Origin of the sequence: Ruegeria sp. HKCCA4633 (assembly GCF_013034605.1) — a bacterium.
Taxonomy (GTDB): domain Bacteria; phylum Pseudomonadota; class Alphaproteobacteria; order Rhodobacterales; family Rhodobacteraceae; genus Ruegeria.
On sequence record NZ_WQGJ01000005.1, the window covers coordinates 313,287 to 339,845 of the forward strand.

Genomic DNA, 26,559 nt, shown 5'->3' on the forward strand with positions numbered 1-26,559 from the left:
CAAATACGGCCGCCGGAGGCGGTTCAACGCGTCACACATGCGCCACCTCCATGCCGTGGGCTCCACCCATCATCAGCCCGATCTCGTCCACCGTCAGACCCGTTGTTGGGCGCGGTGCGCTTAGCCGTCCTTCATTCAACGCCGCAAAGCTGTCCGAGATTTCCATCAGCTCATCCAGATCCTGGCTGATGCAGACCACGGCAGTCCCTTTGGCGGCCAGATCCAGAATGGCCTGCCGGATAGATGCCGCAGCAGCAGCATCCACGCCCCAGGTGGGCTGGTTTACAACCAGAACATCGGGGTTTTGCAGCACTTCACGACCGATCACGAATTTCTGCAGGTTCCCGCCAGACAAAGACCGGGCGGCATTTTCAGGACCCGGCGTGCGGACGTCAAAAGCGCTGATGATCTTTTCGGCAAAGCTCTTGGTTTCGGCCCACTTGAGGAAACCGTTGCTTTCCAGCCCTTCCCGCACCGATCCGGTCAGCAAGGCGTTTTCCGTCAGGCTCATATCCGGGGCTGCCGCATGACCCAGCCGCTCTTCGGGGGCCGTCAGCACACCCAGCTTGCGCCGCGCGGTGGGGCCGAGCTTGCCGATCCGCTGGCCGTTGAACTTGATCGCATCCGCGGCGGTCAGGATTTCACCGGACAACACGCCCAGCAATTCATCCTGCCCATTCCCGGCAACGCCACCGATGCCCAAAACCTCACCCTTGCGGACGGTCATGTGAATGTTCTTCAACGCAGTGCCGAATTCCGAGGGCGACGGGACGGACAGTCCACTGACATCCAGCGCAACTTCACCAAATTCACGCCCCGACCGTTCAGGCGTTTGCAGGGTTGATCCCACCATCATCTCGGCCATGTCCCGCGCGGAAGTTTCAGCAGGCACGCATTCGCCCACATTCTTGCCCAGCCGCAGGATCGTCGCGTGATCACACAGCGTGCGGATTTCTTCCAGCTTGTGCGAGATGTACAGGATCGACGTCCCTTCGGATCGCAGTTTGTTCAGCGTTTCAAACAGAATATCAACCTCTTGCGGGGTCAGCACGCTCGTCGGTTCGTCCATGATCAGCAGTTTAGGGTCCTGCAACAGGCAACGGATGATCTCGACGCGCTGCCGCTCACCCGCCGACAGATCGCCAACCGTGCGGTATGGGTCCAAAGGCAATCCGTAGGTCTCGGACACTTCGCGGATTCGCGAGGCCAGATCGCCCATCGGCGGCGGGTTCTCCATCCCCAACGCAATATTCTCGGCCACGTTCAAAGCGTCGAACAACGAGAAGTGCTGGAACACCATCGCGATCCCGTCCGCCCGCGCGGAGCGCGGCTCGGGCGGCGCAAAAGGCTGACCGCGCAGCAGCATCGTGCCGCTGTCGGGCTTCACCAACCCATAGATAATCTTGACCAGCGTGGATTTGCCCGCGCCGTTTTCCCCCAGCAGGGCGTGAACTTCGCCCTCGCCGATGTCAAAAGACACCTGATCATTGGCCACGACACCGGGATAGGCTTTGGTCAGCCCTTGCAGGCTCAGAAGTGGAGTGGTCACGCGCTCAGGTCCTTCTTCAACTCGTTCTGCCGGGCCGGGCGCAACAGCTGCGCGGCGACGCCGACGGCGATCATCTGCGGGTGTTTGCCCAGGTTCGGATCACCAATTGGACAGGTGATCCGGCTGATCCGCTCGGGCGAGTGCCCAAGGGCCGCCAGCCGCGACCGGAATCGCGCCCATTTCGTAGCCGAGCCGATCAGTCCCGCAAAGCGGAAATCATGTAAAAGCAGCCTGTTGCACAGCTCCAGGTCCAAATTGTGTGAATAGGTCAGCACAAGATGCTCGGCATCGGTCGGTGCGTGTCGAACCAGTTCGGCCGGTTTGGTAGCTGGAACCGAGGTAACTCCGGCGGCAATCGTGTCGGGAAACCGATCCAAGCCGGTGTCGATCCAGGTGATCGCAAGGTCGGGCAGCGGTGAGAGAACATCCACCAAAGCCCGTCCGACATGACCGGCACCCCAAATCCAAAGGTTCCGGTTTGGTTTGTGCACTGGCTCAATCATCCAGCCGTCAACCATCTGGGGTTCAGGTGTGATCCCCTGACCACGCGCGGTTGCCAGCACTCGTTTGACCGACAGCGGCATCTCTTCGCCAGATGTGGCACGTGCGATGAGTGTTTCATCCAGCGTTTCCAGCGCCGCGCGGTCATAGACCTCGCTGAGCAGCGAAACCGCGCCACCGCAACATTGTCCCATCCCAGGCCCAAGCGCGTGATGGGTTAGACGCGAAGACCGGGTTTGCGCCCGCGCCGCTTCGGCCGCCTGATATTCCAGCGTCCCTCCGCCGATGGTGCCGGACTGTCCGTCCTTCCAGACAAGCATGGCTGCGCCAACCTCGCGCGGGGACGATCCTTTGATGCCGGCAATAACCACCCGGACCACTCGTCCATGGGTTTCGACCGCCTCCCTCAAAGCCTCCAGGTCAAATCCCATCAGATGCCTCCCTTCATCCTTTGGACACCGCGCCAGACTTCTTCAGCCGTGGCAGGTGCGTCGAGCGCGGGGTAGGTATCGCCACATGCCGCAACCGCGTTGGACAGGGCCAACCATGCTGAGATGCCCAACATGAAGGGCGGTTCGCCAACCGCTTTCGAGCGATAGATCGTGTCTTCGCGGTTCTCGCCATCCCAAAGCGCGACATTGAAAATGTCAGGCCGGTCAGAGCAGGCAGGAATCTTGTAGGTCGAAGGCGCATGTGTGCGCAGGTTGCCCTTGTCATCCCAGACCAGTTCCTCGGTCGTCAGCCAACCCGCGCCTTGCACGTAACCGCCTTCGACCTGCCCGATATCCAGCGCCGGGTTCAGCGATGCGCCCGCGTCATGCAGGATATCCGTGCGTAGAATGCGGTTTTCACCGGTCAGAGTATCGACGGCTACCTCGGTGACCGACGCGCCATAGGCGAAGTAGAAAAACGGGCGTCCGCGCCCTGCGATTCGGTCCCATTCGATCTTGGGCGTTTTGTAAAAACCGGTTGCCGACAAGCTTATCCGGCCCTGATAGGCCAGCGCTGCGGCTTCGGCAAAAGTGTACTTTTCTTCCCCAACCATTACGTGACCATCGGAGAAACTGACCGTCGACGGATCAGCCTGATGCCGTTCCGCCAGATAGTCTGCCATCCGGTCGCGGATCGTATCACAAGCGGCTTTCACTGCCATGCCGTTCAGATCACTGCCCGAGGACGCCGCCGTGGCCGAGGTATTGGGCACCTTGGCTGTATCCGTGGCGGTGATTTTCACCATCTCCAATGGGATGCCAAAGCGCGAGGCTGCGACTTGCGCCACTTTCTGGAACAGTCCCTGACCCATTTCGGTGCCGCCATGGTTTAGGTGGACCGAGCCGTCCTGATATACATGCACCAGCGCACCCGCCTGATTGAGGTGAGTCAGAGTGAAGGAAATCCCGAACTTGACCGGAGAGAAGGCGATGCCTTTTTTGATAACGCTGTTTTTGGCGTTCCACTCTCCAATAGCCGCCTTGCGCGCGGAGTAGTCGCTGGATTTCAGCAGTGCATCGGTCATTTCGTGCAGTTCGAAATCGCTGACCTCCATGCCGTAGGGCGTCGTGTTGCCACCAGCAGGAAGGGGACGCACCGGCGCGTTCCCGGTTTCAACCGCGCCGCGGCTGGTCAGGTCCTCATGCGGGTCGGGATGGCCCAGAAGCTTCTCTGTTGGTGCGACCTCAGCAACCGCATGCGCGGGTTCATAGTAGTTCCGGCGGCGCAGCTCGACCGGGTCCAGCCCCAGTTTATGCGCGGCGTGGTCCATCACCCGCTCGATCCCGACCATCCCCTGCGGGCCGCCAAAGCCGCGATAGGCGGTGGCGGATTGGGTGTTGGTTTTCAACCGGTGGCTTTCGATCCTTGCGTTGGGCAGCAGATAGGCATTGTCCGAATGCAGCATGGCGCGGTCGGCGACGGGCAGAGACAGGTCCTGCGCCCATCCGCAGATGGCGTAATGAAGGAACGATACGCCCTGAATATGCCCATGCTCATCGAACCCGGCCTTATAGGAAATGCGGAAGGCATGGCGCTTGCCGGTGATGATCATGTCATCGTCGCGGTCATAGCGCATCTTGCAGGCTTTGCCTGTGGCGCGCGCGGCTATGGCGCAAGCGACAGCCAGCGCGTTGCCTTGGCTTTCCTTGCCGCCAAAGCCGCCGCCCATCCGGCGGGTTTCAACCCGGACAGCGTGCATGGGGACACCCAAAGCGTCCGCTACTTTGTGCTGAATTTCGGTCGGGTGTTGTGTGGAACTGTGCACCAACATATCCGCGCCTTCATTTGGCACGGCCAGTGCAGCCTGGCCTTCGAGGTAGAAGTGCTCCTGCCCGCCAAGTTCGAACGTGCCTTCGATCACATGTGCTGCACCTGCGATGGCGGCATCCGCATCGCCTTTGGCGTAAACACGTGGGCCATCCTCGAACCGGCTATCCGCGGCCAGCGCCTCTTCAACCGTCAGGATCGGTGTGTCCTCGGCATAGTCGATCTTGCCCAGGCGCGCGGCCTTGCGCGCGGCCAGATGGCTGGTGGCGACGACCAGAAATACGGGCTGGCCGATATAGTGAACCGTGCCGTCCGACAGCAGTGGTTCATCATGGATCGAGGGCGAGACGTCGTTGGCGAAAGGCAGGTCCTCGGCCGTCATCACCATCACAACACCTTCGGCGGCCTTTACTCCCGACAGATCCATTGCGGTGATATTACCCTTGGCAATCGGGCTGATACCAAATGCCAGATGCAGCGTGCCTTTGGGTGTCGGGATGTCATCCACATATCGCGCCGAGCCGGACACATGCAGCGGCGCCGCGTCGTGGGGGAGGGGTTTGGTCACGCTCATGCCGACACCTCCAGCACGTTGGTGATCTCGCCCTGGTCTTCGAGGAAATAGCGTTCCAGCATCGCTTTGGCCGTTTCCAGACGATAGATGGCCGAGGCGCGCATGTCCGTGAGTGGTGAATAGTCCTCGGCAAAATATGGCAGCGCGGCCGCAACGGTCTCGCGTGTCCAGGGTTTGCCGATCAGTGCGGCCTCGACATGGGTTGCCCGTTTCGGAATACCGGCCATGCCGCCAAACGCGATACGCGCCTGTGTGACGGTGCCGTCCGAAACAGTGATATTGAAACAGCCGCAAACGGCCGAGATATCCTGATCGAACCGTTTGCTGAGCTTGTATGCCTTCAGCCTGTCAGGCTGACGTGGGAAGCTGACGGATTCGACGAATTCACCCGGGGCACGATCCTGCTTGCCATAGTCAATGAAGAACTCTTCCAAGGGGATCGAGCGCCGCTCATCGCCTTTGCGCAGGTGTAGGTTTGCACCCAGCGCAATAAGCGCAGGTGGATTGTCCCCTATGGGCGAACCATTTGCGATGTTGCCGCCGACGGTCGCTGCATGGCGCACCTGAACGCTGGCGTAGCGTCGGATCATTTCGGCATAGGACGGGTGAAGGTCGGCCAGGGCCTCTCCCATGCGGTTCATGTCGACCATTGCACCGAAGCGGGCTTCGGTATCGGTGATCGTGATTTCTTTCAAGTCATCACAACGGTTGAGGAATATGACCGGGTCCAGATCACGCAGCTGCTTGGTGACCCAAAGACCTACATCGGTTGCGCCGGCAACCAGGGTGGCGCTAGGGTGCTCGGCAAACAGAGACGCCAGTTCGTCAGCGCTGTTGGGGAGGAAGGGGGGCTCTGCCCCCTGGCCTGCGGCCTCCCCCCGAGGTATTTGTGAACAAGAGAAGGACCGGTCGTCAGTGATCCATTTTGGGGTTGGTTCAGCCTCGGCGGTTTTGGCAGCGCGGATGATTGGGGCGTAACCGGTGCAGCGGCACAGGTTCCCTGCAAGCTGGGTGTCGTGATCTGTTGCGCCATTTGCATGACTGGCGACCATCGACATTACAAAGCCGGGGGTGCAGAACCCGCATTGAGATCCGTGCAGGTCCACCATCGCCTGTTGTACCGGGTGGGCTTCGCCATTCGGGCCCCTGGCACCTTCGACGGTGCGGACGGCTTTGCCGTGCAATTGCGGAAGAAACAGAATGCAGGAATTCAGGGCCTTATGGCCGTCTACATCCGTGACCATGACGGTGCAGGCCCCGCAATCGCCTTCGTTGCAGCCTTCCTTGGTGCCGGTCAGGCCGCGATCCTCGCGTAGCCAATCCAGCAGGGTCGCCGTTGGATCGATATCCGCCAGCTCCACTGTCTCTCCGTTCAGAAGAAACGTGATATTCATTCGAGAAACCCGTCGCGTTACCCTGTTGCGCCCATTGGACCCTCCTTCGATGCGACGTAGAAAGAGCGGCGGGCGAAGTGCTTGCCGTAAGATGTTAGAAACTGCGCGGCTTATCTGGCAAGAAAAACTGCCTATATGATGTACCATTTGGAACGCGCAGCATGCTTTTCCTGCTTTTGTGTAAAAGGCAGGCGCTTGTAAATAAAGTGCTTTTTGAATGCGACGGGCACTCAATCCCGAAGCACCTTCTGAAAAAGCCGAATAATCAGCGCCGATTTTTTATGCATTCCAAAGCCACGGTTCCCGCTTTTGCAGCGCGCCTGGCTGAGATAGCGTAGGCGGCATGAGCAGCAATCCTCGATTCATTCACCTCCGCGTTCACACCGAATACTCCCTTTTGGAGGGCGCCGTGCGGCTGAAAAAGCTACCTGCCCTTTGCGAGAAGATGGAGATGCCCGCCGTCGCTGTGACAGACACCAATTCGATGTTCTCGGCCTTGGAGTTCTCGGTCACGGCAAGCGGAGCGGGTGTTCAGCCGATCATGGGTTGTCAGGTTGACTTGACTTACGTGCAGGCTCAGCCCGGCGAAAAGCCCAAAGTACCCGCGCCTTTGGTTTTGCTGGCGCAGTCCGAGGCTGGGTATGAAAACCTGATGAAGCTGAGTTCCTGCCTTTACGTGGACAAAGGTGGACAGCTGCCGCAGGTCACTTTGGACGAGCTTGCGGATCGGTCGGACGGTTTGATTTGCTTGACCGGCGGTCCAGACGGACCGGTTGGGATGCTGCTGCAACAGGGTCAACGTCCGGCGGCTGAGGCGCTGGTGGATCGGTTGGCGGGCATGTTCCCGGATCGCCTTTATATCGAACTTCAGCGTCATCCGGGTGAAGATGGCCAGCCGGAAGCAGAACGGCTGACCGAGCGTGGCCATGTTGAGATGGCTTATACCAAAAACCTGCCGTTGGTTGCTACCAATGACGTCTATTTCCCAACCTCGGATATGTATGAAGCGCATGATGCGCTGATCTGTATCGCCGAAGGGGCTTATGTCGATCAGCAAGAAGGCCGCCGCCGACTGACCGCGCAGCACTATTTCAAGTCGCAGCAAGAGATGGTGACTCTGTTCGCAGACTTGCCGGAAGCGATCGAGAACACGGTTGAGATCGCCAAACGCTGCGCCTTTATGGCCTATCGCCGGGATCCGATCCTGCCAAAATTTGCAGATGACGAGGTGGCCGAACTGCGCCGTATCGCCAACGAGGGGTTGCAGAAACGTCTGGCTGTGATCCCGCACGCTGTGACGCCAGAGGAATATCAGGAACGTTTGGAATTCGAACTTGGCATTATCGAAGGAATGGGCTTTCCCGGCTACTTCCTGATCGTTGCGGACTTTATTCAATGGGCAAAGGATCACGACATTCCGGTTGGTCCGGGGCGGGGCTCGGGTGCGGGCTCATTGGTGGCCTATGCGCTCACAATCACCGACCTTGACCCGTTGCGCTATTCGCTGCTGTTCGAACGCTTCCTGAACCCCGAGCGGGTGTCGATGCCGGATTTCGATATCGACTTCTGCATGGACCGCCGAGAAGAGGTGATCCGTTACGTGCAGCAGAAATACGGGCGCGACAAGGTGGGGCAGATCATCACCTTTGGTGCGCTATTGTCGAAGGCCGCCGTGCGCGATATCGGGCGGGTTTTGCAGATGCCTTACGGGCAGGTGGACCGTTTGTCCAAGATGATCCCAGTTGAGGGCGTCAAACCTGTTTCCATTGAAAAAGCGCTGAAAGACGAGCCACGCCTGCGGGAAGAGGCGCGGAACGAAGAGGTGGTAGATCGCCTTCTGACCTACGGCCAACAGGTCGAAGGATTGCTACGCAACGCGTCGACCCACGCAGCGGGCGTTGTAATCGGGGATCGGCCTTTGGACGCGCTGGTGCCTTTGTATCAGGACCCGCGCTCGGACATGCCGGCGACCCAGTTCAACATGAAATGGGTGGAACAGGCCGGTTTGGTGAAGTTCGACTTTCTGGGTCTGAAAACGCTGACCGTGATCCAGAACGCCATGGACCTGATCTTCAAGTCCGGTCGCCCACTGCACATTGCTGCTGATGGCACCGAGCTTTACGAACCCGCTGAAGGGGCTGAGAACCAGATCAACGCTATCCCGCTGGACGATGAGGCGACGTATAAGCTCTACTCGGCAGCCAAGACGGTGGCAGTGTTCCAGGTGGAATCCTCGGGCATGATGGACGCGCTCAAGCGTATGAAGCCCACATGTATCGAGGATATCGTGGCCCTGGTGGCGCTGTACCGTCCGGGTCCGATGGAAAACATCCCGACCTATTGCGAAGTTAAGAACGGTCTTCGCAAAATCACTTCGGTTCACCCACTGATCGACCATATCCTTGAGGAAACGCAGGGCATCATCGTTTATCAGGAACAGGTGATGCAGATCGCACAGGTCATGGCGGGATACAGCCTAGGCGGTGCTGATCTGTTGCGTCGTGCGATGGGTAAGAAGATCAAGGAGGCGATGGACGCTGAGCGCCCCAAGTTTGAAAAAGGCGCGGGCGAGAATGGCGTGGATGCCAAGAAGGCCAGCGAGGTTTTCGACCTGCTGGAGAAATTCGCCAACTACGGCTTCAACAAGTCCCACGCGGCCGCGTATGCGGTGGTCAGTTATCAGACCGGCTGGCTGAAGGCGAACCACCCGGTCGAGTTCATGGCGGGTGTCATGAACTGCGATATCCATCTGACCGACAAGCTGGCGGTTTACTTCGAAGAAGTTCGCAAGGGGCTGGAACTGCCCTACGTGCCGCCATGTGTGAATCGTTCCATCGCGACGTTCGATGTAGTGAACGGTGAATTGGTTTATGCGCTGGGCGCGCTGAAAAACGTGGGCGTCGAGGCGATGAACCTTGTGGTCGAGGGGCGTCGCGCCGGAGGCGCGCAGGATGAAAAGAGCGAAAAACCGTTCGTCAACCTGTTCGACTTTGCGCGGCGTGTGGATCTGAAGAAAGTCGGCAAACGCCCGTTGGAAATGTTGGCGCGGGCCGGGGCGTTTGACGAGCTCGACAAAAACCGCCGCCGTGTGTTCGAAAGCCTTGATCGTCTGGTGCAGTATTCGGCGGCGATTCATGAACAAAAGAACTCGAACCAGGTGTCTCTGTTTGGTGAAGCCGGTGATGACCTGCCTGAACCTCGCCTTTCGCCGACGCCGGACTGGCTGCCTGCTGAACGGTTGAGCGAGGAATTTAAGGCGATTGGATTCTACCTATCGGGACACCCGTTGGACGATTATATGCCCGCGCTGAAGCGAAAACAGGTCCTGACGTTGGATGAGGTGATGGAAAAGGCCCGCTCTGGCCCACTGATCGCCAAGATGGCCGGTGTTGTCGCCGGACGGCAGGAACGGAAATCGGCCAAGGGCAACCGCTTTGCTTTTGCGCAGCTCTCGGACCCAACTGGCGCTTATGAGGTCACGCTGTTTTCAGACACCTTGGAGAAATGTCGCGAGTTTCTGGAAACCGGCGCTCAAGTGGTGCTGACCGCCGAGGCAACGATGGAAGCTGATCAGCTTAAGCTGCTGGGGCGTTCGGTGGGACCTGCGGATTCTCTTGTGGCCGAGGCTGGGGCAACCGGGTTGCGTATCTTTGTCGACGAAGCGCAGGCTGTACCAACCGTCGCCAAGGTGTTGGAAGACGCAGCCGCCGCTACCAAAGGTGCTGCGCGGGGCCCAATCCAGTTGCTTTTGATGGATCCAAGCCTGCCGGGTGAAGTTGAAATGGATCTGGGGCGCGCGTTCCCGATCAACCCACAGATCAAGGGCGCGATCAAATCCCTGGAAGGCGTTATGACCGTCGAAGAGATCTGACGCCGTTTTGTTGCCAGATAGTTGGCGTCTGGGTAGGCTGAACTGACAGAGATGTCTTTAAGTCATGCTACGGGAGGGCGTTGATATGGCGATTGCAGGTCTCACGTTAAGAAAAGTTGTATTTGGTGCCGCTGCGTCGCTGGCTTTGGTTTCAGCCTCAGCCAGCTTGGCGGATGACAAGAAAAAAGAAAACACGATCAAGGGCGCTGTAATCGGCGCGGGTGTCGGTGCCTTGATTGGTGACGGCAAGGGCGCCGCCGCAGGCGCGGTGGCTGGTGCGCTGATTGGCGCAAATTCCAAGTGAGTGGAGGAGCAAAAAGATGCGTTTTAACTCGCTTAAAGTGATTGTCGCCGCCGGAATCTTCACAATCCCCGGGATGGCTTTCGCCGACGAAGAGGCTGAACAGATGATGCAAGAAGCGCTGCCGCTTATGTATCACACTTGTACCTCGGTCATTGAAGAAGCCGACGGGAACGAAGAATACATTCTGGAGGTTGTTGGTAAAATGACGGCCCTGTCGCTGTACAACCGTCAGGTCGATATCGAGGCACATGCCGCGTCGGATGAGGATAAGGCCGCGCTGCGCGAAACTTTTTTGGCAGCTTTGAAAGACGGCTGCGCCGGTGATGAAAACGCGCTTTTGGGTGGTGTCGTGGACAACGCCGTCAAGACGACGCTGGGACTGTAGGATTTTAGTAGTGCGGCGGTCGTTCGTCACCAAAGACAACGCCGCCTGAACCTTCTTGCGCGCGCTCTGCTTCGCGTTGCAACAGCATTTCGACCCGACGCGTCAGGCGATCGATCTCGGACTGTTGCGTGGTCACAACCGTGTTCAGTTCTTCCACGGTACGGGTCAGATGGGCGATCTGCTCTTCCAGATGCTGCATGGGGCTCTCCTTGATGCGCCGGTCATAGCGACCCTGTGCCGCCATGGCCAGAGAAAGCGCGCCTTGCCCCGATGCGGGCCATGGGATAGACCGCGCGCGGAACAAGGACACTCCCGAGGACGCCCCACATGGCCAAGCCCAAGAAACAGCCCCGCCCCAAGGCCGTAACGCCAAAAGGGTTCCGCGACTATTTCGGCGAGGAAGTCACGCAGCGCACCGAGATGCTGCGGACAATTGCGGGTGTCTATCATCGTTACGGGTTTGACGCCTTGGAAAGCAGCGCGGTTGAGACAGTCGAGGCGCTGGGCAAGTTCCTGCCCGACGTGGATCGCCCAAACGAAGGCGTCTTTGCCTGGCAGGAGTTTGACGAGGGCGGCAATGGCGATTGGATGGCCCTGCGCTACGACCTGACCGCTCCGTTGGCCCGCGTCTACGCACAACACCGCAACGATCTGCCGACGCCCTATCGCCGTTATGCGATGGGTCCGGTCTGGCGCAACGAAAAGCCGGGGCCGGGGCGCTATCGTCAGTTTTATCAGTGCGACGCGGATACGGTCGGCACGGCCTCGATGGCTGCAGACGCTGAAATCTGTGCGATGCTGTCGGACACGCTCGAGACTGTAGGTATTCCGCGTGGCGACTATCTGGTCCGGGTCAACAACCGCAAGGTTCTGAACGGCGTGTTGGAGGCGATGGGTCTGGGCGAGGACGCCGCCGCGCGCGACAACGTTCTGCGCACCATCGACAAGTTCGATAAGGTGGGTCAGGCTGGTGTGCGTGAGTTGCTGACCAAGGGCCGGTTGGATGCCTCAGGTGCGTTTATCGACGGCGTGGGTCTGAGCGACGATCAGGCCGAGCCCGTGATTGCGTTTTTGACCTCAAAGGCTGCGGATACTGCTGGGACGCTGGCCAACCTGCGCGCCGCTGTGGGCAACAGCAAGATCGGCGCGGATGGCATCGCCGAGTTGGAACAGATTGGCGCGCTGCTGGATGCAGGTGGCTATGGTTCGGACCGGATCGAGATTGACCCTTCGGTCGTGCGTGGTCTGGGTTATTACACTGGGCCGGTCTATGAGGCTGAACTCACCTTTGAGATTTTCGACGAGAAAGGCCGCAAGCGACAATTCGGGTCTGTCTCTGGCGGTGGTCGCTATGACGATCTGGTCAAACGCTTCACCGGGCAGGAAGTACCTGCGACCGGTATCTCGATAGGCGTTGACCGTCTGCTGGCCGCGTTGCGCGAAAAAGGCCGGATCGGCGCGCAGGCTCAGGGGCCTGTGGTTGTCACCGTGATGGATCGCGACCGTATGGCCGACTATCAGGCCATGGTGGCGGAACTGCGCAATGCTGGCATTCGCGCCGAGGTCTACCTGGGCAATCCCAAGAACTTCGGCAATCAGCTGAAATACGCGGACAAGCGGAACTCTCCGATTGCGGTGATCGAAGGCGGTGACGAAAAAGCCAATGGCATCGTGCAGATCAAGGACTTGATCCTTGGTGCCAAAATCGCCGAAAGCGCGACGCTGGAGGAATGGAAAGAACGCCCCAGTCAGTTCGAAGTGCCGCGCGGTGATCTTGTCGCGAAGGTGCGCGAAATTCTGGACAGTCAGGACTGACCCATGCCCAACCGTTCCCAGATACAGGCCCGCGCCGCAATGATGCGTGTCCGGTTTGAGGCGGCTGGCGCTCAGGTCGTGGACACGCCCCTGTTGCAGCCGGCAGAAACACTGCTGGATCTGTACGGCGAAGACATTCGCGCGCGCGCCTATGTGACGTCGGACGCCCTGCGTGGTGAACAGATGCTGCGCCCGGATTTCACTTTGCCAGTGGTGCAGATGCACATGAGCGATGGGGCCGAGCCCGCGCGCTATACCTATTCGGGTGAGGTTTTCAGGCGGCAGGAACACGACCCGGACCGGGCCAATGAATACATTCAGGTTGGCTATGAGGTGTTCGACCGGAACGATCCTGCCGGGGCCGATGCCGAGGTCTTCTCGCTTTTTGCGCTGCAACTGCGCGGCTTGCCGTTGCGTGCGGCCACCGGGGATATTGGTATCCTGACGGCCGCTGTGGCCGGGTTGCGCACGACCGAACGTCGCAAGGCCGCGCTGATGCGCCATCTGTGGCGGCCACGCCGGTTCCGTGTTTTGCTGGACCGCTATGCGGGCCGAACGCCAGAGCCCGAGTTGCGGTCTGATCTGCTGAACGCCACCGAACCGATGGTGTTTGACGCACCTATGATCGGAAAACGTCGGGCCTCGGAAATCGAGGCGCGTATCGAAGCTTTGCGCGAGGATCGTGAGACCCCGCCGATTTCTGATAGTGAGCTTGTCGGCCTGGAAACGCTGCTGAATGTACGCGAGACCATGCCCTTTGCGTTGGAACAACTGCGCGACGTGGCTGTGGATTTGCCGCAGATCACGCCGGCGCTGGACCGGCTGGAGGCCCGCGTGGCTGCGTTGCAGGCGCGTGGTGTCGACGTCGCGCGCTTGGATTTCGAGGCCGCCTATGGCCGGACCTCGATGGAATATTACGACGGGTTCGTTTTCGGTTTTTACGCCGAAGGCCGACCCGATCTGCCTCCGATCGCGACCGGCGGGCGTTATGATGCGCTGACCCGGCAACTGGGCAACGGGGCCGAAATCCCGGCCGTTGGGGGCGTGCTGCGGCCCGACTTGATGCTGGAGATCGAGGAGGGCGCGCAATGAGCCTTAAACTGGGCGTGCCCTCGAAGGGGCGGTTGATGGAAAAGACCTTCTCGTGGTTCGAAAAGCGCGGCATTGCTTTGTCCCGCAGCGGATCAGACCGGGAATATGCAGGCAAGGTCGAAGGGATCGATGGGGTCTCGCTGGTTCTGCTGTCTGCCGGAGAAATCCCGCGCGAACTGGCGGCGGGGCGGATTCATCTGGGTGTCACCGGTATTGATCTGGTGCACGAGAAACTGCCGCGTTGGGAACAGCAGTTGGAAGAGATCTCGCAGCTGGGCTTCGGCAAGGCGGATCTGATCATTGCAACGCCGGCCTGCTGGGTGGACGTTGATACGCTTGATGATCTTGATGCTGCGGCGGCGGCGTTTCGCAAAACCCATGGCCACCGCCTTCGGATTGCGACCAAGTATCACCGGCTGGTGCGCGAGTTCCTGACCGATTCAGGCGTCGCGGATTACACGCTGGTCGATAGCCAGGGCGCGACAGAAGGCACGGTGATGAACGAAACCGCAGAGGCGATCGCCGATATCACCTCGACCGGCGAAACGCTGCGGGCCAACCACCTGAAGATCCTGTCTGACGGTCTGATCCTGCAATCGCAGGCCACGCTGTGGCGTAGCCGGGTTGCGAAGTACGACGCTGCAGAGAAGGCGGTTCTGTCTGACCTGCTGGATCGGCTGCGTTAAAGCACGCCTATCTCTGCCAGCGCGCGGTTCAAATCATCGGGCAGGGCATCGTCCTGCTCGCGGTTTTTGGGCAAATCAGCTGGTGTGTCCTCAGGCTTGAGATAACGCCATCCCTGAAACGGGCGCTTCAGGGCGTTCTGAGTCCGATGGACCTCGGGGTCTAGCACAATGGCACACCGGCGGATGCCGTCCTCTCCGATCACCTCATCCAATCGCAGGATGCGCTGACGACACTGGATCACGCCTTTGATCACCCAATAGATCGAGCCGCCATTTAGAATCTCTGCCTCACGCTTGGGCCACATGCGGGTCACATGACGCGGACAGCCGTCCTGATACAGGGGCTTTCTGCTGTCTTGCCAGGCCATCAGTGTGTCGACGTTTTCCGATCCGACCGACAGTTTTATGAGGTTTACGTACTTATCCACAGTTTTCCCACAGAGTCGTCCCAAGGCCGATCTTTATATTGTAGCTCGTCGTACGCAGTCATCAAGGTGTTGTGGTCTGGGTGTGATTTAGGGTACTCTGGATACCTCTTTCAGAACAGGGAATCACCAATGAGCCGCTTTGCCGCCCCCATCGCCGAGCAGATCTGGGACATGAAATACCGCTTTAAACAAGCGGACGGCACACCCATCGATCAGACGGTCGAAGACAGTTGGCGGCGTGTTGCCCGCGATCTGGCGCGGGTCGAAAAGGACCCTGCTCATTGGGAAGAAGAGTTCTATCAGGCGCTAGAGGACTTCAAATACCTGCCTGCGGGGCGGATCACGGCGGGCGCGGGTACCGCGCGGCAGGTGACTCTGTTCAACTGCTTCGTCATGGGCACAGTGCCCGACAGCATGGGCGGTATTTTCGACATGTTGAAAGAGGCCGCGCTGACCATGCAGCAGGGCGGTGGGATCGGGTATGATTTCTCGACCATCCGACCACGTGGTGCCGACGTCAAAGGCGTTGCAGCGGATGCCTCGGGCCCGCTGAGTTTCATGGATGTGTGGGATGCGATGTGCCGCACGATCATGTCCGCAGGATCACGCCGCGGGGCGATGATGGCGACCATGCGCTGCGACCATCCCGATATCGAACAGTTCATCACCGCAAAGTCCGATCCGGCCCGTCTGCGCATGTTCAACATGTCTGTCTTGGTGACGGACCCGTTTATGGAGGCCGTCAAGGCCGATGGCCCGTGGGAGCTGGTGTTTGACGACAAGGTCTATCACACCGTTCAGGCGCGTGATCTGTGGAACAAGATCATGCAGGCGACCTATGACTATGCCGAGCCGGGCGTGATTTTCATCGACCGCATCAATCAGGCCAACAACCTCAGCTACGTTGAGACCATCGCCGCCACCAACCCGTGTGGCGAGCAACCTCTGCCACCTTATGGCGCGTGTCTGTTGGGCTCGATCAACTTGGCGCGGCTGGTCGCGGACCCGTTTGAGGACGCAGCCCATCTGGACGAGGAGGCTTTGCAAAAGCTTGTCGCCACCGCTGTTCGGATGATGGACAACGTGGTGGATGCCTCGAAATTTCCGCTGGTCGAGCAAGAGGCCGAGGCCCAGGACAAGCGTCGCATCGGTCTTGGCGTAACCGGTCTGGCGGATGCACTGCTGATGCTGGGCTTGCGCTATGGCTCGGACGAGGCGGCGCGTCAGACCGAGCGCTGGTTGCACGCAATCGCCCGCGCCGCGTATCTGGCGTCGGTCGACTTGGCGAAGGAAAAAGGGGCGTTCCCCCTGTTCAACGCCGAGAAATATCTGGCCAGCGGCACGATGCTTCAGATGGACGAGGATGTGCGTGATGCGATCCGCGAACACGGCATCCGCAACGCGCTTCTGACCTCGATTGCGCCGACTGGGACGATCTCTTTGTACGCGGGCAATGTGTCGTCGGGAATCGAACCGGTCTTTGCCTATGCCTACACGCGCAAGGTGTTGCAGAAAGACGGTTCGCGGACCGAAGAAGAGGTCGTGGATTACGCGGTGCAGATGTGGCGCGACAAGTTCGGTGACACAGAACTGCCGGACTATTTCGTCAACGCGCAAACTTTGTCTCCGTCCGATCACGTCAAGATGCAGGCGGCGGCGCAGAAATGGATCGACAGTTCGATTTCCAAGACGATCAACTGCCCCGAGGATATCAGCTTTGATGCCTTTAAAGGCGTCTACATGCAGGCTTGGGATCAGGGCTGTAAAGGCTGCACAACCTATCGCCCGAATGATGTGACCGGCTCGGTCCTGACCGTTTCGGAAAGCGACGACAAAGCGCCCGGAGAAAGCGCAGATGCACCGCATGAGGTTGATGGCGGAGACGTGATTTACATGTCTGAACCGCTGGACCGTCCGCAGGCGTTGGAAGGGTCCACATACAAACTGAAATGGCCCGACAGCGAGCACGCGATTTATCTGACCATCAACGATATCGTCATCGGAGGTCGCCGCCGCCCCTTCGAGGTGTTCATCAACTCGAAGAACATGGAGCATTATGCCTGGACGCTTGCACTGACGCGGATGATCTCGGCCGTGTTCCGTCGCGGTGGGGATGTGTCCTTTGTGGTTGAAGAGCTGAAAGCCGTGTTCGACCCGCGTGGCGGGGCCTGGGTGCAAGGGAAATACATCCCGTCCATTTTGGCGGCGATTGGCGGTGTGATCGAGCAGCACATGATCAATATTGGCTTCCTCGAAGGTGAGGGCATGGGATTGAAATCAGACCCTCAGGCGCAGGTCGTCAACATGGATGCACCACGCGGCAAGGCCTGCCCGTCCTGTGGCCAGTATGACATGGTGATGATCGAGGGTTGCATGACCTGCCGCAGTTGCGGGCATTCCAAGTGCGGATAGCCCAAGCCGTTCGTGGTTTTTTGTGTGTGGGTGGGTATAAATAGCCCGTAGGGTTGATTTTGCGCCCATTTGAACGGTCTTTAATGCCCACAGATTCTTAAGGCTTTGAAAAAAATAAATAAGATTCCTGTAGAGTTTTGAGATTGTTCTGCGTTGGGCGACCATCGATAACATTCACGCTATTGACCAAGACCAGAAAATCTCAAGACTGTGGCCATGGAACTAAATCGTCTCATACGCGTCACACGCAAAAGCTGACCAGATTGTTGTACTTGCCCAGCAAAACCGCTCGGGCAGTTCCATGGCTATCGGATACCGAACTGATGAAAAACAAATCGCCTATCGAGGAGTCCCCTCAATACTCTGAATTGAACGCTCGTTTTTCCCGTTTTCTGCTGGACTTCCGAAAGGAAAAACTCGCGCAGCAACTTGCCGGAGAAGACAAAAACCGTGACGAGATTACTCACGGAGACTTTCAATCATTCAAAGCGCGGATGACTGAGGGGTTAGAACTGACCGATTACGATCTACATCGTATTCACCGCCGAGTATTGACTGTACTTCTCCGCTCCGATGCGGGCTAGGCGCTACAAGACGAATGAGGCCGGAAGGTGTGAAACTGGCGTGTAGACCGATCCGCTCTGGCAATGAGGCAATCAGACATCGCACGAAAAAGTGCACGGCCACGTCACTGACCACCCTACGTTCAAAAAACAAAAGCTATACTCTGACCTTGACGCCCAAATGACCCGCAACGAGCATCTCATACCAGAATTGATATCTACCTGATCATTCACATGGTCCCAATTCACCTGGGAGGTTGATGGTTCGCAGTCGAGTCTTACACCCAGTTTTAGCTCCAGATTAGAGTGGTCCATGTCTTCGATGGCGTGAATGAGCAGCGCATGGAAAACGCCAGTGTTCTGGTCGAAGGTAACCTGATCAAGTCCGTTTCAACTGACGCGATCGATGCTCCTAATGCTACGGTTATTGACGGTGGAGGACGGACACTGACGCCCGGATTTATTGAGCTGCATGCGCATCTCATGCTTATGGGGCCTACGCTGCCGGCGATGGAAGCCAACACGACGTGGGAAGATTTCGCCATTCACGGTGCACGGATGGCTGAGATGTATCTCATGCAGGGGTTCACCACTGTGAGGGATGCGGGTGGTGCCAATGGTGGGCTGCGAAGGGCCATTGACGCAGGGCAAATCGACGGCCCCCGGTACTATCCTTCCGGAGCATTTATCGGAACACGGGGTGGCCACGCAGACTTCGCCAATTTCACTGCACCACCGGGCTCTGAAACGAACATGAGCCGTCTGAACTTGGCGCAAGAGATTAGCGGTGTCGATGACGTTTATAAATACGCGCGCAACAACTTTCGAATGGGTGCAACGCAGTTGAAATTCATGCAATCCGGTGGCGTGGTTTCGGCTTTTGATCCATGGCAACTGCTGGCTGGATCACCAGAGGAAATCAAAGCAGCTGTTCAAGTCGCAAATGAATACGGCAGCTATGTCATGGCGCATTCGTATCGGAAAGAAGCAATCCTGAATGCGCTTGATGCAGGCGTGATGTCGATCGAACATGGTTTCTCGTTCGATTGTGAAATCGCTCAGGTCATGAACGAAAAAGGGGCCTACATAACCACGAACCTGACGGCCTTCGATCCCGGTTTGCTTGATATTCCTGCGGTGGCAAACGTCCCGTCCAGCCTTGCCAAAGCAAAATCCGCCTCGGCCACATTTGCGGGCTACATCGACAATATGAAGGAATGCCCGGTGAAGCGAGGGTTCCAGACGGACTGTGTTGGCTCGGTGGAAGCATGTAACATCCAGATTGCCTACGAGAAACACCTGAACAATGAGTTTTTCGGTCCGTATACTTCGATGGTGACGCTGACCTCGACAGGTGGTGAAGTCGTTGCTTTGTCGGGCGATTTCATGAACCCTTATACGACAGGAAAGCTTGGAGTGATCGAAGAAGGCGCTTATGCTGATATCCTGTTGATCGACGGAAACCCGCTAGAGGATTTTTCGGTCGTTGGAACCGGTGATCAGTGGTTTGGAGCGGACCCGAGACCGGACAGCCCTGAAACGATCCGTCTGATTATGAAGGATGGTGTGATATACAAGAACACGCTGGAATAGTTAAAAGCGCAGCCGGAGAGTATTCATGCGTCATTGGTTTTGCATCGCGGTCATCGCAGGGTTGGTGTGGTGTGCCCCGCCCACTTTTGCAGCGCCTGGGGTTGCGTTGGATTGGGCGGATCTTCCAGACCCGTCCGCGCAGATCTTTGAAGACCCTTATCGCGATCTCAGCCCTGAACAGTTCGACGATGTTCTGTTTGTTGTACGACTGCGCGGCAGGCTGCAGCAGGATCATGGCAGCGAAGAAGAACGGCAGAAATGGCAAGAACTGCTGGCTGAGACCGAGGACGCTTTGGCCGCAGATGAAATTGATATCGACTGGCTGCTCGATCAGCGTGAAGTTGTGATGGAGCGTCGAAGAAAGGCCGGGACGAACGGAAATCCGCAGTTAGACGGCCAGACAATCACTGTCGCGGGCTTTGCTATTCCAGCCCCCAGCGATCCCGACGGGCGACCTGTGGCGTATCTGGTGCCGGAACGCGGGATGTGCAGTCACATGCCTCCGCCGCCTCCCAACCAGATGATCCGCGTGCGTTTAAATGAGGATTGGACCCCCAGCTATTTCCATGAACCCGTACGATTGACGGGAACGCTGACCATTGATCCGTCTGTTCAAAACATGATGGTCGTGGACGGCGTTATGCCCATGAACGCGACCTTCCAGCTTGAAACGGACAGTGTTGAAACGCTGGAAACCGAGACAGACAGGCTGGAGTGGAAACAGCGTGCTGCTGATCGCATTCGCGCGGCGGGCAATCGCAAGACGGGCGGGGCAAGAGCGTCCGAATGATAAGAAACCTGCTTGCTGCATCGGTAATTGCATCTGCTGGCGCGGTATCGGCGCAAGGGCTTTCCGGACCTTCTTCTGTTGGGGCTGATCTTGAGCCCGGCGACGGCCTGACCGATCCGCAATACAGATCGGATTTTCCGCGTAACATCGCGCCAGGTTGGTTCGGGTGGAAGGACCGACTGGCTGAGGGCGGGTTTCGTTTCAACATTGATTACTTGGCGTTGGGCCAAACCACGAATGCTGATCTGGGCACCGGCGAAGCGGCCAGCGGAATTGCTCGGTTCTACGGCAACTGGCAGGCAACTGAACTGGGTTCTCTGACATTCAAGATTGAATACCGGCACAGCTATACCGATGTGGCCCCGCAGTTCCTTGGGCTGGATGGTGGAGCGCTTTCGATCACGGGCACAGCCTTTAATGATAATGGACTACTGCTGACAAACCTGTTCTGGACCCAAAGGGCTGCGAACGGCGCGTGGACGCTGCAAGTCGGGCAGATTGACGTCACGGACTTCGTGGACATCTATGGGCTGGTCAGTCCCTACAGCGGATTCCAGAACCTGTCATTCAACACCAACCCGACGATCAATACACCCAATCAAGGATTGGGAATTGCGGGTGGTTTGAAGCTTAGCGAGACTGTCTATGCCGTAGCGAGCGTTTCAGACGCGAACGCCGACCCGTCTGACCCTAATTTCGATGTGTTCAGCGACGGCAATCTCTTCAAATCACTCGAACTTGGGTACACTTCCGGCTTTGATCGTATCTATTTCGACAATGTCCATCTGACCCTCTGGCATGCAGATGCGGCTGACGATGGCAGCCGAGCGGAAGACTATGGCGCGGCGTTTTCTGCGGCCTGGTTTGTCGACAACAAGTGGATGCCGTTCTTTCGGGCGGGGGCCTCAAAAGGAACGGCAGCTCTTTACGATCGGTCGATATCTGTCGGTCTGGGGTATTATGGTCGCAATACCGATCTGGCCGGTCTTGGCCTGAACTGGGCCGAAGCCAGGGGCATCGACGGGACACAGTTCACGCTTGAAGCTTTCTACCGTTTTTCAATCTCACCGGGGTTTCAGATCACACCATCGGTGCAGTTCATTTCCAACCCGCTGCTGAACCCCACTCAGGACAGCATCACGCTGTTCGGCCTCAGAACCCGGATCGTTTTCTGAGGGGTGTTCATGCGGCGGCAAAACAAATCAACTGAGGAGGCTCTGTCATGAAGACCCTATTGGCCGTAAGCGCCATAGCGATCACTTTTGCCGGCGCGTTACATGCGAGCGAGGAAAGCAAGACGTGGGAGGCGTCAGAAGAGGCGAAGCAGTTTGTGCAGGACACAATTGTCCTCGGCATGTTGGCCAGCCCCTATGGCACTGGCTGGACCGAAGACGAGCAGCTTCACACTTACTTCGCGCGTGCGCGGGAAAACGGCATCACTGGGCATGAGATGACGCTGGCTGCTGCGGATATGTCTTTCGACACCTTTCTTGATCAACATTACCACTTCCGTGCTGCAATGGCCCAGCAACCGGAAAACTACCTCATCGTGAATGAAACCCGCGACATTGAAGCTGCCCACATACAGGGCAAAACAGCGGTTATTTGGAACAGCCAAACGGCCACGATTCTGGACGGCGACCTGAGGAAGATGGCAGTGCTCAAGGATATGGGGATCAAAAGTATGATCCTGGCTTACAATGACATTTTCCGGACTGGTTCTGGGCAGTTGGCGGCCTATAACGGTCGCGACATTGGTCTGACCCCGTGGGGGAAGTCAGTTATTGATGAAATGGTCAGGTTTGGCATACTGCTCGACCTAAGCCATACGGGTTCGAAAACGGCCAATGACGCCATGGATTACATGGATGAGAACTACCCCGGGGTGCCCTATGTCTACACGCACTCGGTTCCTGCAGGGTTGTATGCGAATGGGCCCAATGCGACGCCAAAAGGGTGTTATCGCGCCATTCCCGATGATGAGGCGCTGCGCGCGGCCAAGTCTGGTGGCTACGTTTCCCCGACGTTCACAGAATGGATGATGGACGGCGTTTGGCCCGAGGATATCTCACCCGAGCAGGCCGCTGATATGATTGATTACTATGTCCAGCTTGTCGGCGTCGACCATGTTGGAATCGCAACGGACGACATGTTTTCGCTGGAATTAGTCGTACAGTTCGCAACTGCAAACGCGAGCATGTACGATGACGGCGGCTATATGATCGACGCCTTCAACAAAGGGGCAACTGGTAACGGTGAACTTGCCAAAATCCTTGCGGCGATAACGGACGATCTTTGGGCGCGCGGCTATTCAAATGAAGATCTTGCAAAGATCTACGGCGGAAACAAGATGCGGGTTTACGCGCAAGTTTGGGAAGGCAAACCACCCGAACAGTTTTTGAAGGAATACCCCGAGCGTTTGCGCTTGCGGCAAGAGCTTCGTGAAGGGTTTTATTCGCGATAGATGCGCTGGGTAATTGCCAACTTTCTTTAGGCCGGGTTTGGTCAGGCTGGCATTTCTGCTTGAGTTTGAAGGGTAGATGACGGGCGATGAGAGTTTCGAACTCCCGACACATCTGTGGTGCAAACGCAGCGCTTTGCACCACCAATTCGACTAATCAAAGCACTGAATTCCACTGCCACTAAGCGCGTTCAATCACATGAAATACGTGTGTTGCCGTTGAGTCGACTATCGAAAGATGCACCAAAAGGCACAACGCAACACAGCGTGCGTTGCTATGCAGCGAGATCAAGATCTGACACCCAAATAGCCACCGAGTTCAGTGAGGATTGCGGCACACAATCCAATCCATTTCCAAGTCGACTTTGGGTCACTATTTTTGCCGGAAACGCAATTTTGCGGCGTGCTTGAAATACACCCAAGGGTGCCTTCTTGCTTGGTCACGCTCGGAAATAGCCTTGTCCCGCTCGGAAATAGCCTTGTCCCGCTCCTGCTGAAGCTCCTGAGTTTTTTTCGCGAGGCAAACTAACCATTCCGCTGAAAGACTTTCCAGTTCCGAGGCAGTTTCCGGCAGATCTTTGTCGGATTCGTTTTCTAGTGGCTGCTTTGTTCTACGCCAGTTTTCAGACAGCCCTTCCGGCAAAAATTCACTTTCAATTTCGTCACAAGCCTTTGAGAATCTATCTAATACCCCAACTGGTATGGGGTGACTCAGCTCAACGTTTTCTCTATCCGGCCTGACCTTTCTCAATATTGCTCTCGTAGTATTACTCTTTCGCCAAGATGCCATATCTTCGGCAGGCGTTGGCAAGAAAAAATTACAACGACGCAATATTTCCAAGTGATCTAGAGAAAGAGCAGTATTAAGCCGATCTGGAATTGCAAAATCTTGAGAGTCGACACCGATCAATTCACAAAAATCAGAGCAAATATCTCCGCCGACCAATTTGCTAGGCAGGTATTCCCGTACAGTTACATTTTCTTTTCCAAAAACCTCGGCCCACCTACGAAGCCGGTGAACTGGATTAAAGTACTCATTCTGCGGGTCTACGCGATCCCAGTTTAGTTTGTCGCGCTTACTGACTTTGACTGCCGTAGAATGCGATGATTTGGCTAAACTCACCGGATCACGAATATAGCAAACAACTTTTACCTCGTAGCCCGTGGCATCAATGCTATCTTTCAACAGCTTAATTTCATTCTCAGAGCCCACTCTGCTGGAGAGATGCTCGCAAGAAATCACTGTGGTTTTATTGACAACTTTTAGATGAGAAGCAAAATCGGAAAGTATAACTTGTCCATCAATTTTCTTATGTTCCGCGATGAATTCCCTTTGTTTGTTCTGGTTCGTCAGAGCTCCGGCCAGCGGGAAATGCCCATTGCCTTGAACAAATGTCAAGTGGCGGTCATTAGGGTAGTGGACTCCAACGTTTTCAAGTTTGTCACAATTATTGCTCATAAAGGCTTGAAGTGATGTTGTACCCGTTTTTTCCCAACCAATATGTACTATCAAACGTTTCAATTTTTGGCCTTTCCGAAGGTCGGAACTTTCATTCACTAATTGTGCACAAGCAACATCACTGAATACACTCTGGAACCCAGGCTTTCAGTGTATCTTACGCCGCTCACATCTAACGGGACATACCCAGAACACGTAGCTTTACTCAAGCTATCGTAGCCACCCAATGCAATACGAGGAAACAATCTACCGATATTCTCTGGACAACTTGGTTCTACTATCGTTGCCATTTTGGTAGCTTCCCGGAGTAGTTGACAATCCTCAGCGCCAACGATCATGACATCCCTTATTCCGGCTTCTGTCTTGCTTTGAGGGATGCTGATTTTGATGTGGTCTCCTCTGTCCTCAATGTCCTTCAAATACCTCGAGCAGATTTCATTGAGTCTGCATCCAGTAACCCAAAGCAGTCTTACTGTGACATACATCTCGAACTGATATTTGAGGCCATTATTGCCAGCGATGTACTGCAGCAGCTTTTGAGCTTCACCTCTAGTGACAGGCCTCAGTTTCTTAATCCGTGGGTCCTTCTTCTTTCTTTGACCGGCTACACGTCTCAGGAGAGAGCCAAAGGGATTCCGCATATCGGGATCAACCAACCCCCAGTGGTCCAGCACACGCCAATAGGAAGCTAAGCAAGATTGGCATGATTGAAGAGAGCGGCTCGAGAGTGGTTGCCCAGTTCGCTTTGAGGGAGTGGCCTTAAGGTGCTCAATGAAGCCCAGTGCCAGAGAGCGGTTAATGTCTGTGACCAGTATGTTCCCAGAGTACGCCTCAAATGTCCTAAGGTGTTGGCGGTATCTAACCTTTGTGCTGTTATTTATCCCGTCCGATTCAACTAACCACCTGTCGGCGGTATCTCTCACAGTATTCCCCTGTTTTGGAATGTTCGGGCGAATTGCTTGAGACGGTGTTTGTCCTTCGGTGATCGCTTCAAGGATTTCCTCAAGCACTCTTGGACGGCGCTTCAATGCTTCGGCTAGGTCCTGAGTTCCTAAGCCTCGGACGATCTCTCGTTTGCCAACAATGTCTTGGTACTCAGTCGGTACAGCGACCCTAAGAGCATACCCTTTACCTCTGAGGAACAATCCTCCGGGTAGTCCAACACGGTTTTGAGGTTTCGATTCCCTTACATTCATCCTCAAATGGTCTCCAAGTTCTCGTTACAAGACCCTGAGTAAACCATTGAAAATGAAGAGAATGGTGGGTGATGAGAGACTCGAACTCCCGACATCTTCGGTGTAAACGAAGCGCTCTACCAACTGAGCTAATCACCCGTGACGCTGCATGTAGCCAAGCCTGCGGGCGGGTGCAAGAGGGTCTGAGTGATTTTCTTGAATTCTATTCTTTGGCCAACCCGTGTTGCCTTGCCCGTCTGGATATCTGAACACGGTTTAATCCCGTTCCGTCGCATATCCGGATATGTGCGGCGTGATGATGGTCATGTCCAATGGACGCCTTGACCCTTTTGGACTTTCTGCAACGCAGCGGCATCGATCTCGGTAATTTCTCAAATGCGCTTGCGCGGGGCCTGCGCCCTCCGATATTCCCGAAGGGACTGCAATTTTCCGGTCGGGAGTGTACATGACCTTAACCTTCACCCGCCGTTTCTGGATGGTGGCACTGGTCTTAGGTGTTTTGGCGTTGGCACCGGTCCGAGCCGGGGCCGAGGGTGTTTTGGTTTTTGCAGCGGCGAGTCTGAAGACAGCGCTGGATGAGATTGCTGCAAGCTATGAAACGGAAACGGGGCACCGTGTCACGGTCTCTTACGCGGCCTCGTCGGTGCTAGCGCGCCAAATTCAGCAGGGCGCGCCTGCCGACGTGTTCATCTCGGCGAATCCTGATTGGATGGACATATTGGAGCAGGACGATTTGATCCGGGCAAATTCGCGGGTGGATTTGCTGGGCAATGGGCTGGTTGTGATTGGTGCGACAGGCCGAGCAAGTTGGGGAGAGATCCAACCTGGTCACGACCTAAAGGCCGAATTGAACGGCGGATTTTTGGCGATGGCCTTGGTTGATGCCGTGCCAGCAGGTATCTACGGCAAAGCCGCGTTGCAAGGCCTGAACCAATGGGACGCATTACAGGACCATGTTGCGCAGACCGACAACGTGCGCGCTGCTTTGGCACTTGTGGCGGCAGGGGCTGCACCCTTGGGTATTGTGTATCGATCAGACGCACAGGTGGAAACGCGGGTCAGTGTTTTGGCGACCATTCCCGACGACCTGCATCCTGAGATAATATATCCTGCGGCCGTCACATCATCTGCACAGGGTGGAGCACAAGCCTTTTTGGACCATCTGCGCAGCGCTGCGGCGTTGTCCGTTTTTCAGGAGCAGGGGTTTTCCCTGCCGGGTGGGTGATC

21 protein-coding genes and 1 tRNA gene are annotated in these 26,559 nt (G+C 56.8%); 13 read left to right on the top strand and 9 right to left on the bottom strand.

Annotated features, from left to right (window positions below):
* Positions 1-31 precede the first annotated feature (31 nt).
* Genes GOV85_RS14600 through xdhA form a run of 4 tightly spaced genes read right to left on the bottom strand, consistent with a single transcriptional unit; the run spans position 32 to position 6,277 of the window.
* Complete coding sequence (locus GOV85_RS14600) at positions 32-1,549, bottom strand: ABC transporter ATP-binding protein (RefSeq protein ID WP_171179358.1); 1,518 nt, start codon at positions 1,547-1,549, stop codon at positions 32-34.
* On the bottom strand, positions 1,546-2,481 hold the full coding sequence (xdhC, locus tag GOV85_RS14605) for a xanthine dehydrogenase accessory protein XdhC (protein ID WP_171179360.1): 936 nt from the start codon (positions 2,479-2,481) through the stop codon (positions 1,546-1,548). The genes GOV85_RS14600 and xdhC overlap by 4 nt, the downstream gene beginning before the upstream one ends.
* Positions 2,481-4,883: a xanthine dehydrogenase molybdopterin binding subunit gene (gene xdhB, locus GOV85_RS14610; protein ID WP_171179362.1), complete on the bottom strand. Its 2,403-nt coding sequence runs from the start codon at positions 4,881-4,883 to the stop codon at positions 2,481-2,483. Before xdhB ends, xdhC begins: the two co-directional genes overlap by 1 nt.
* Complete coding sequence (gene xdhA / locus GOV85_RS14615) at positions 4,880-6,277, bottom strand: xanthine dehydrogenase small subunit (RefSeq protein ID WP_171179364.1); 1,398 nt, start codon at positions 6,275-6,277, stop codon at positions 4,880-4,882. The genes xdhB and xdhA overlap by 4 nt, the downstream gene beginning before the upstream one ends.
* Before the next feature lie 343 nt (positions 6,278-6,620).
* On the opposite strand from xdhA, the gene dnaE reads away from it, so the two are divergent.
* The 3 genes from dnaE (at position 6,621) to GOV85_RS14630 (ending at position 10,837) form a co-directional block, all read left to right on the top strand.
* Entirely contained in the window at positions 6,621-10,148 is a 3,528-nt protein-coding gene (gene dnaE, locus GOV85_RS14620) for a DNA polymerase III subunit alpha (protein WP_171179366.1), read from the top strand.
* Between the two features lie 64 nt (positions 10,149-10,212).
* Positions 10,213-10,452 carry a hypothetical protein gene (locus tag GOV85_RS14625; RefSeq protein WP_253282894.1) on the top strand — a complete coding sequence of 80 codons (240 nt, stop codon included), beginning with the start codon at positions 10,213-10,215 and terminating at the stop codon, positions 10,450-10,452.
* 16 nt (positions 10,453-10,468) lie between these two features.
* Positions 10,469-10,837 (top strand): hypothetical protein, encoded by a 369-nt coding sequence (locus GOV85_RS14630; protein WP_171179368.1) that lies wholly within the window; start codon positions 10,469-10,471, stop codon positions 10,835-10,837.
* A gap of 4 nt (positions 10,838-10,841) precedes the next feature.
* Here GOV85_RS14630 and GOV85_RS14635 read toward each other — a convergent pair whose 3' ends face one another.
* Complete coding sequence (locus GOV85_RS14635) at positions 10,842-11,036, bottom strand: SlyX family protein (RefSeq protein WP_170352274.1); 195 nt, start codon at positions 11,034-11,036, stop codon at positions 10,842-10,844.
* 128 nt (positions 11,037-11,164) lie between these two features.
* Here GOV85_RS14635 and hisS point away from each other — a divergent pair, with 128 nt between their 5' ends.
* From hisS to hisG, 3 genes are read left to right on the top strand one after another with little or no spacing between them, the layout of a single operon-like run.
* The gene (gene hisS / locus GOV85_RS14640) at positions 11,165-12,652 is read left to right on the top strand and encodes a histidine--tRNA ligase (RefSeq protein ID WP_171179370.1); all 1,488 of its coding nucleotides are present in this window, start codon (positions 11,165-11,167) and stop codon (positions 12,650-12,652) included.
* Positions 12,653-12,655: 3 nt separating this feature from the next.
* Positions 12,656-13,744, top strand: coding sequence for an ATP phosphoribosyltransferase regulatory subunit (locus GOV85_RS14645; protein WP_171179373.1), 1,089 nt, complete (start codon positions 12,656-12,658; stop codon positions 13,742-13,744).
* Positions 13,741-14,430, top strand: a complete 690-nt coding sequence (gene hisG, locus GOV85_RS14650) for an ATP phosphoribosyltransferase (protein WP_171179375.1) — start codon at positions 13,741-13,743, stop codon at positions 14,428-14,430. The genes GOV85_RS14645 and hisG overlap by 4 nt, the downstream gene beginning before the upstream one ends.
* On the opposite strand, the gene GOV85_RS14655 is transcribed toward hisG, so the two are convergent.
* Complete coding sequence (locus GOV85_RS14655; RefSeq protein WP_171179377.1) at positions 14,427-14,858, bottom strand: DUF1489 domain-containing protein; 432 nt, start codon at positions 14,856-14,858, stop codon at positions 14,427-14,429. The two genes, hisG and GOV85_RS14655, sit on opposite strands and share 4 nt — an antisense overlap.
* 129 nt (positions 14,859-14,987) lie before the next feature.
* On the opposite strand from GOV85_RS14655, the gene GOV85_RS14660 reads away from it, so the two are divergent.
* The 6 genes from GOV85_RS14660 to GOV85_RS14685 all read left to right on the top strand — a co-directional run bounded on the left by GOV85_RS14660 (position 14,988) and on the right by GOV85_RS14685 (position 22,680).
* Positions 14,988-17,270 carry an adenosylcobalamin-dependent ribonucleoside-diphosphate reductase gene (locus GOV85_RS14660; RefSeq protein ID WP_171179379.1) on the top strand — a complete coding sequence of 761 codons (2,283 nt, stop codon included), beginning with the start codon at positions 14,988-14,990 and terminating at the stop codon, positions 17,268-17,270.
* Between the two features lie 323 nt (positions 17,271-17,593).
* The gene (locus GOV85_RS14665) at positions 17,594-17,854 is read left to right on the top strand and encodes a hypothetical protein (protein WP_171179382.1); all 261 of its coding nucleotides are present in this window, start codon (positions 17,594-17,596) and stop codon (positions 17,852-17,854) included.
* Between the two features lie 321 nt (positions 17,855-18,175).
* Complete coding sequence (locus GOV85_RS14670) at positions 18,176-19,426, top strand: amidohydrolase family protein (RefSeq protein ID WP_171179384.1); 1,251 nt, start codon at positions 18,176-18,178, stop codon at positions 19,424-19,426.
* A gap of 25 nt (positions 19,427-19,451) precedes the next feature.
* A complete protein-coding gene (locus tag GOV85_RS14675) occupies positions 19,452-20,216 on the top strand; it encodes a DUF3299 domain-containing protein (protein ID WP_171179386.1) in 765 nt (254 codons plus the stop codon).
* The gene (locus tag GOV85_RS14680) at positions 20,213-21,391 is read left to right on the top strand and encodes a carbohydrate porin (RefSeq protein WP_171179388.1); all 1,179 of its coding nucleotides are present in this window, start codon (positions 20,213-20,215) and stop codon (positions 21,389-21,391) included. The genes GOV85_RS14675 and GOV85_RS14680 overlap by 4 nt, the downstream gene beginning before the upstream one ends.
* Positions 21,392-21,438: 47 nt before the next feature.
* Positions 21,439-22,680, top strand: a complete 1,242-nt coding sequence (locus GOV85_RS14685; RefSeq protein WP_171179390.1) for a membrane dipeptidase — start codon at positions 21,439-21,441, stop codon at positions 22,678-22,680.
* 370 nt (positions 22,681-23,050) lie between these two features.
* On the opposite strand, the gene GOV85_RS14690 is transcribed toward GOV85_RS14685, so the two are convergent.
* From GOV85_RS14690 to GOV85_RS14695, 3 genes are all read right to left on the bottom strand, one after another.
* Complete coding sequence (locus GOV85_RS14690) at positions 23,051-24,199, bottom strand: hypothetical protein (RefSeq protein WP_171179392.1); 1,149 nt, start codon at positions 24,197-24,199, stop codon at positions 23,051-23,053.
* 35 nt (positions 24,200-24,234) lie between these two features.
* Positions 24,235-25,332: a DUF6538 domain-containing protein gene (locus tag GOV85_RS21790; RefSeq protein WP_371813600.1), complete on the bottom strand. Its 1,098-nt coding sequence runs from the start codon at positions 25,330-25,332 to the stop codon at positions 24,235-24,237.
* Positions 25,333-25,394: 62 nt separating this feature from the next.
* A tRNA-Val gene (locus GOV85_RS14695) sits at positions 25,395-25,470 on the bottom strand.
* 307 nt (positions 25,471-25,777) lie between these two features.
* On the opposite strand from GOV85_RS14695, the gene modA reads away from it, so the two are divergent.
* Positions 25,778-26,557 carry a molybdate ABC transporter substrate-binding protein gene (modA, locus tag GOV85_RS14700; protein ID WP_245223345.1) on the top strand — a complete coding sequence of 260 codons (780 nt, stop codon included), beginning with the start codon at positions 25,778-25,780 and terminating at the stop codon, positions 26,555-26,557.
* The last annotated feature ends 2 nt before the right edge of the window (positions 26,558-26,559 follow it).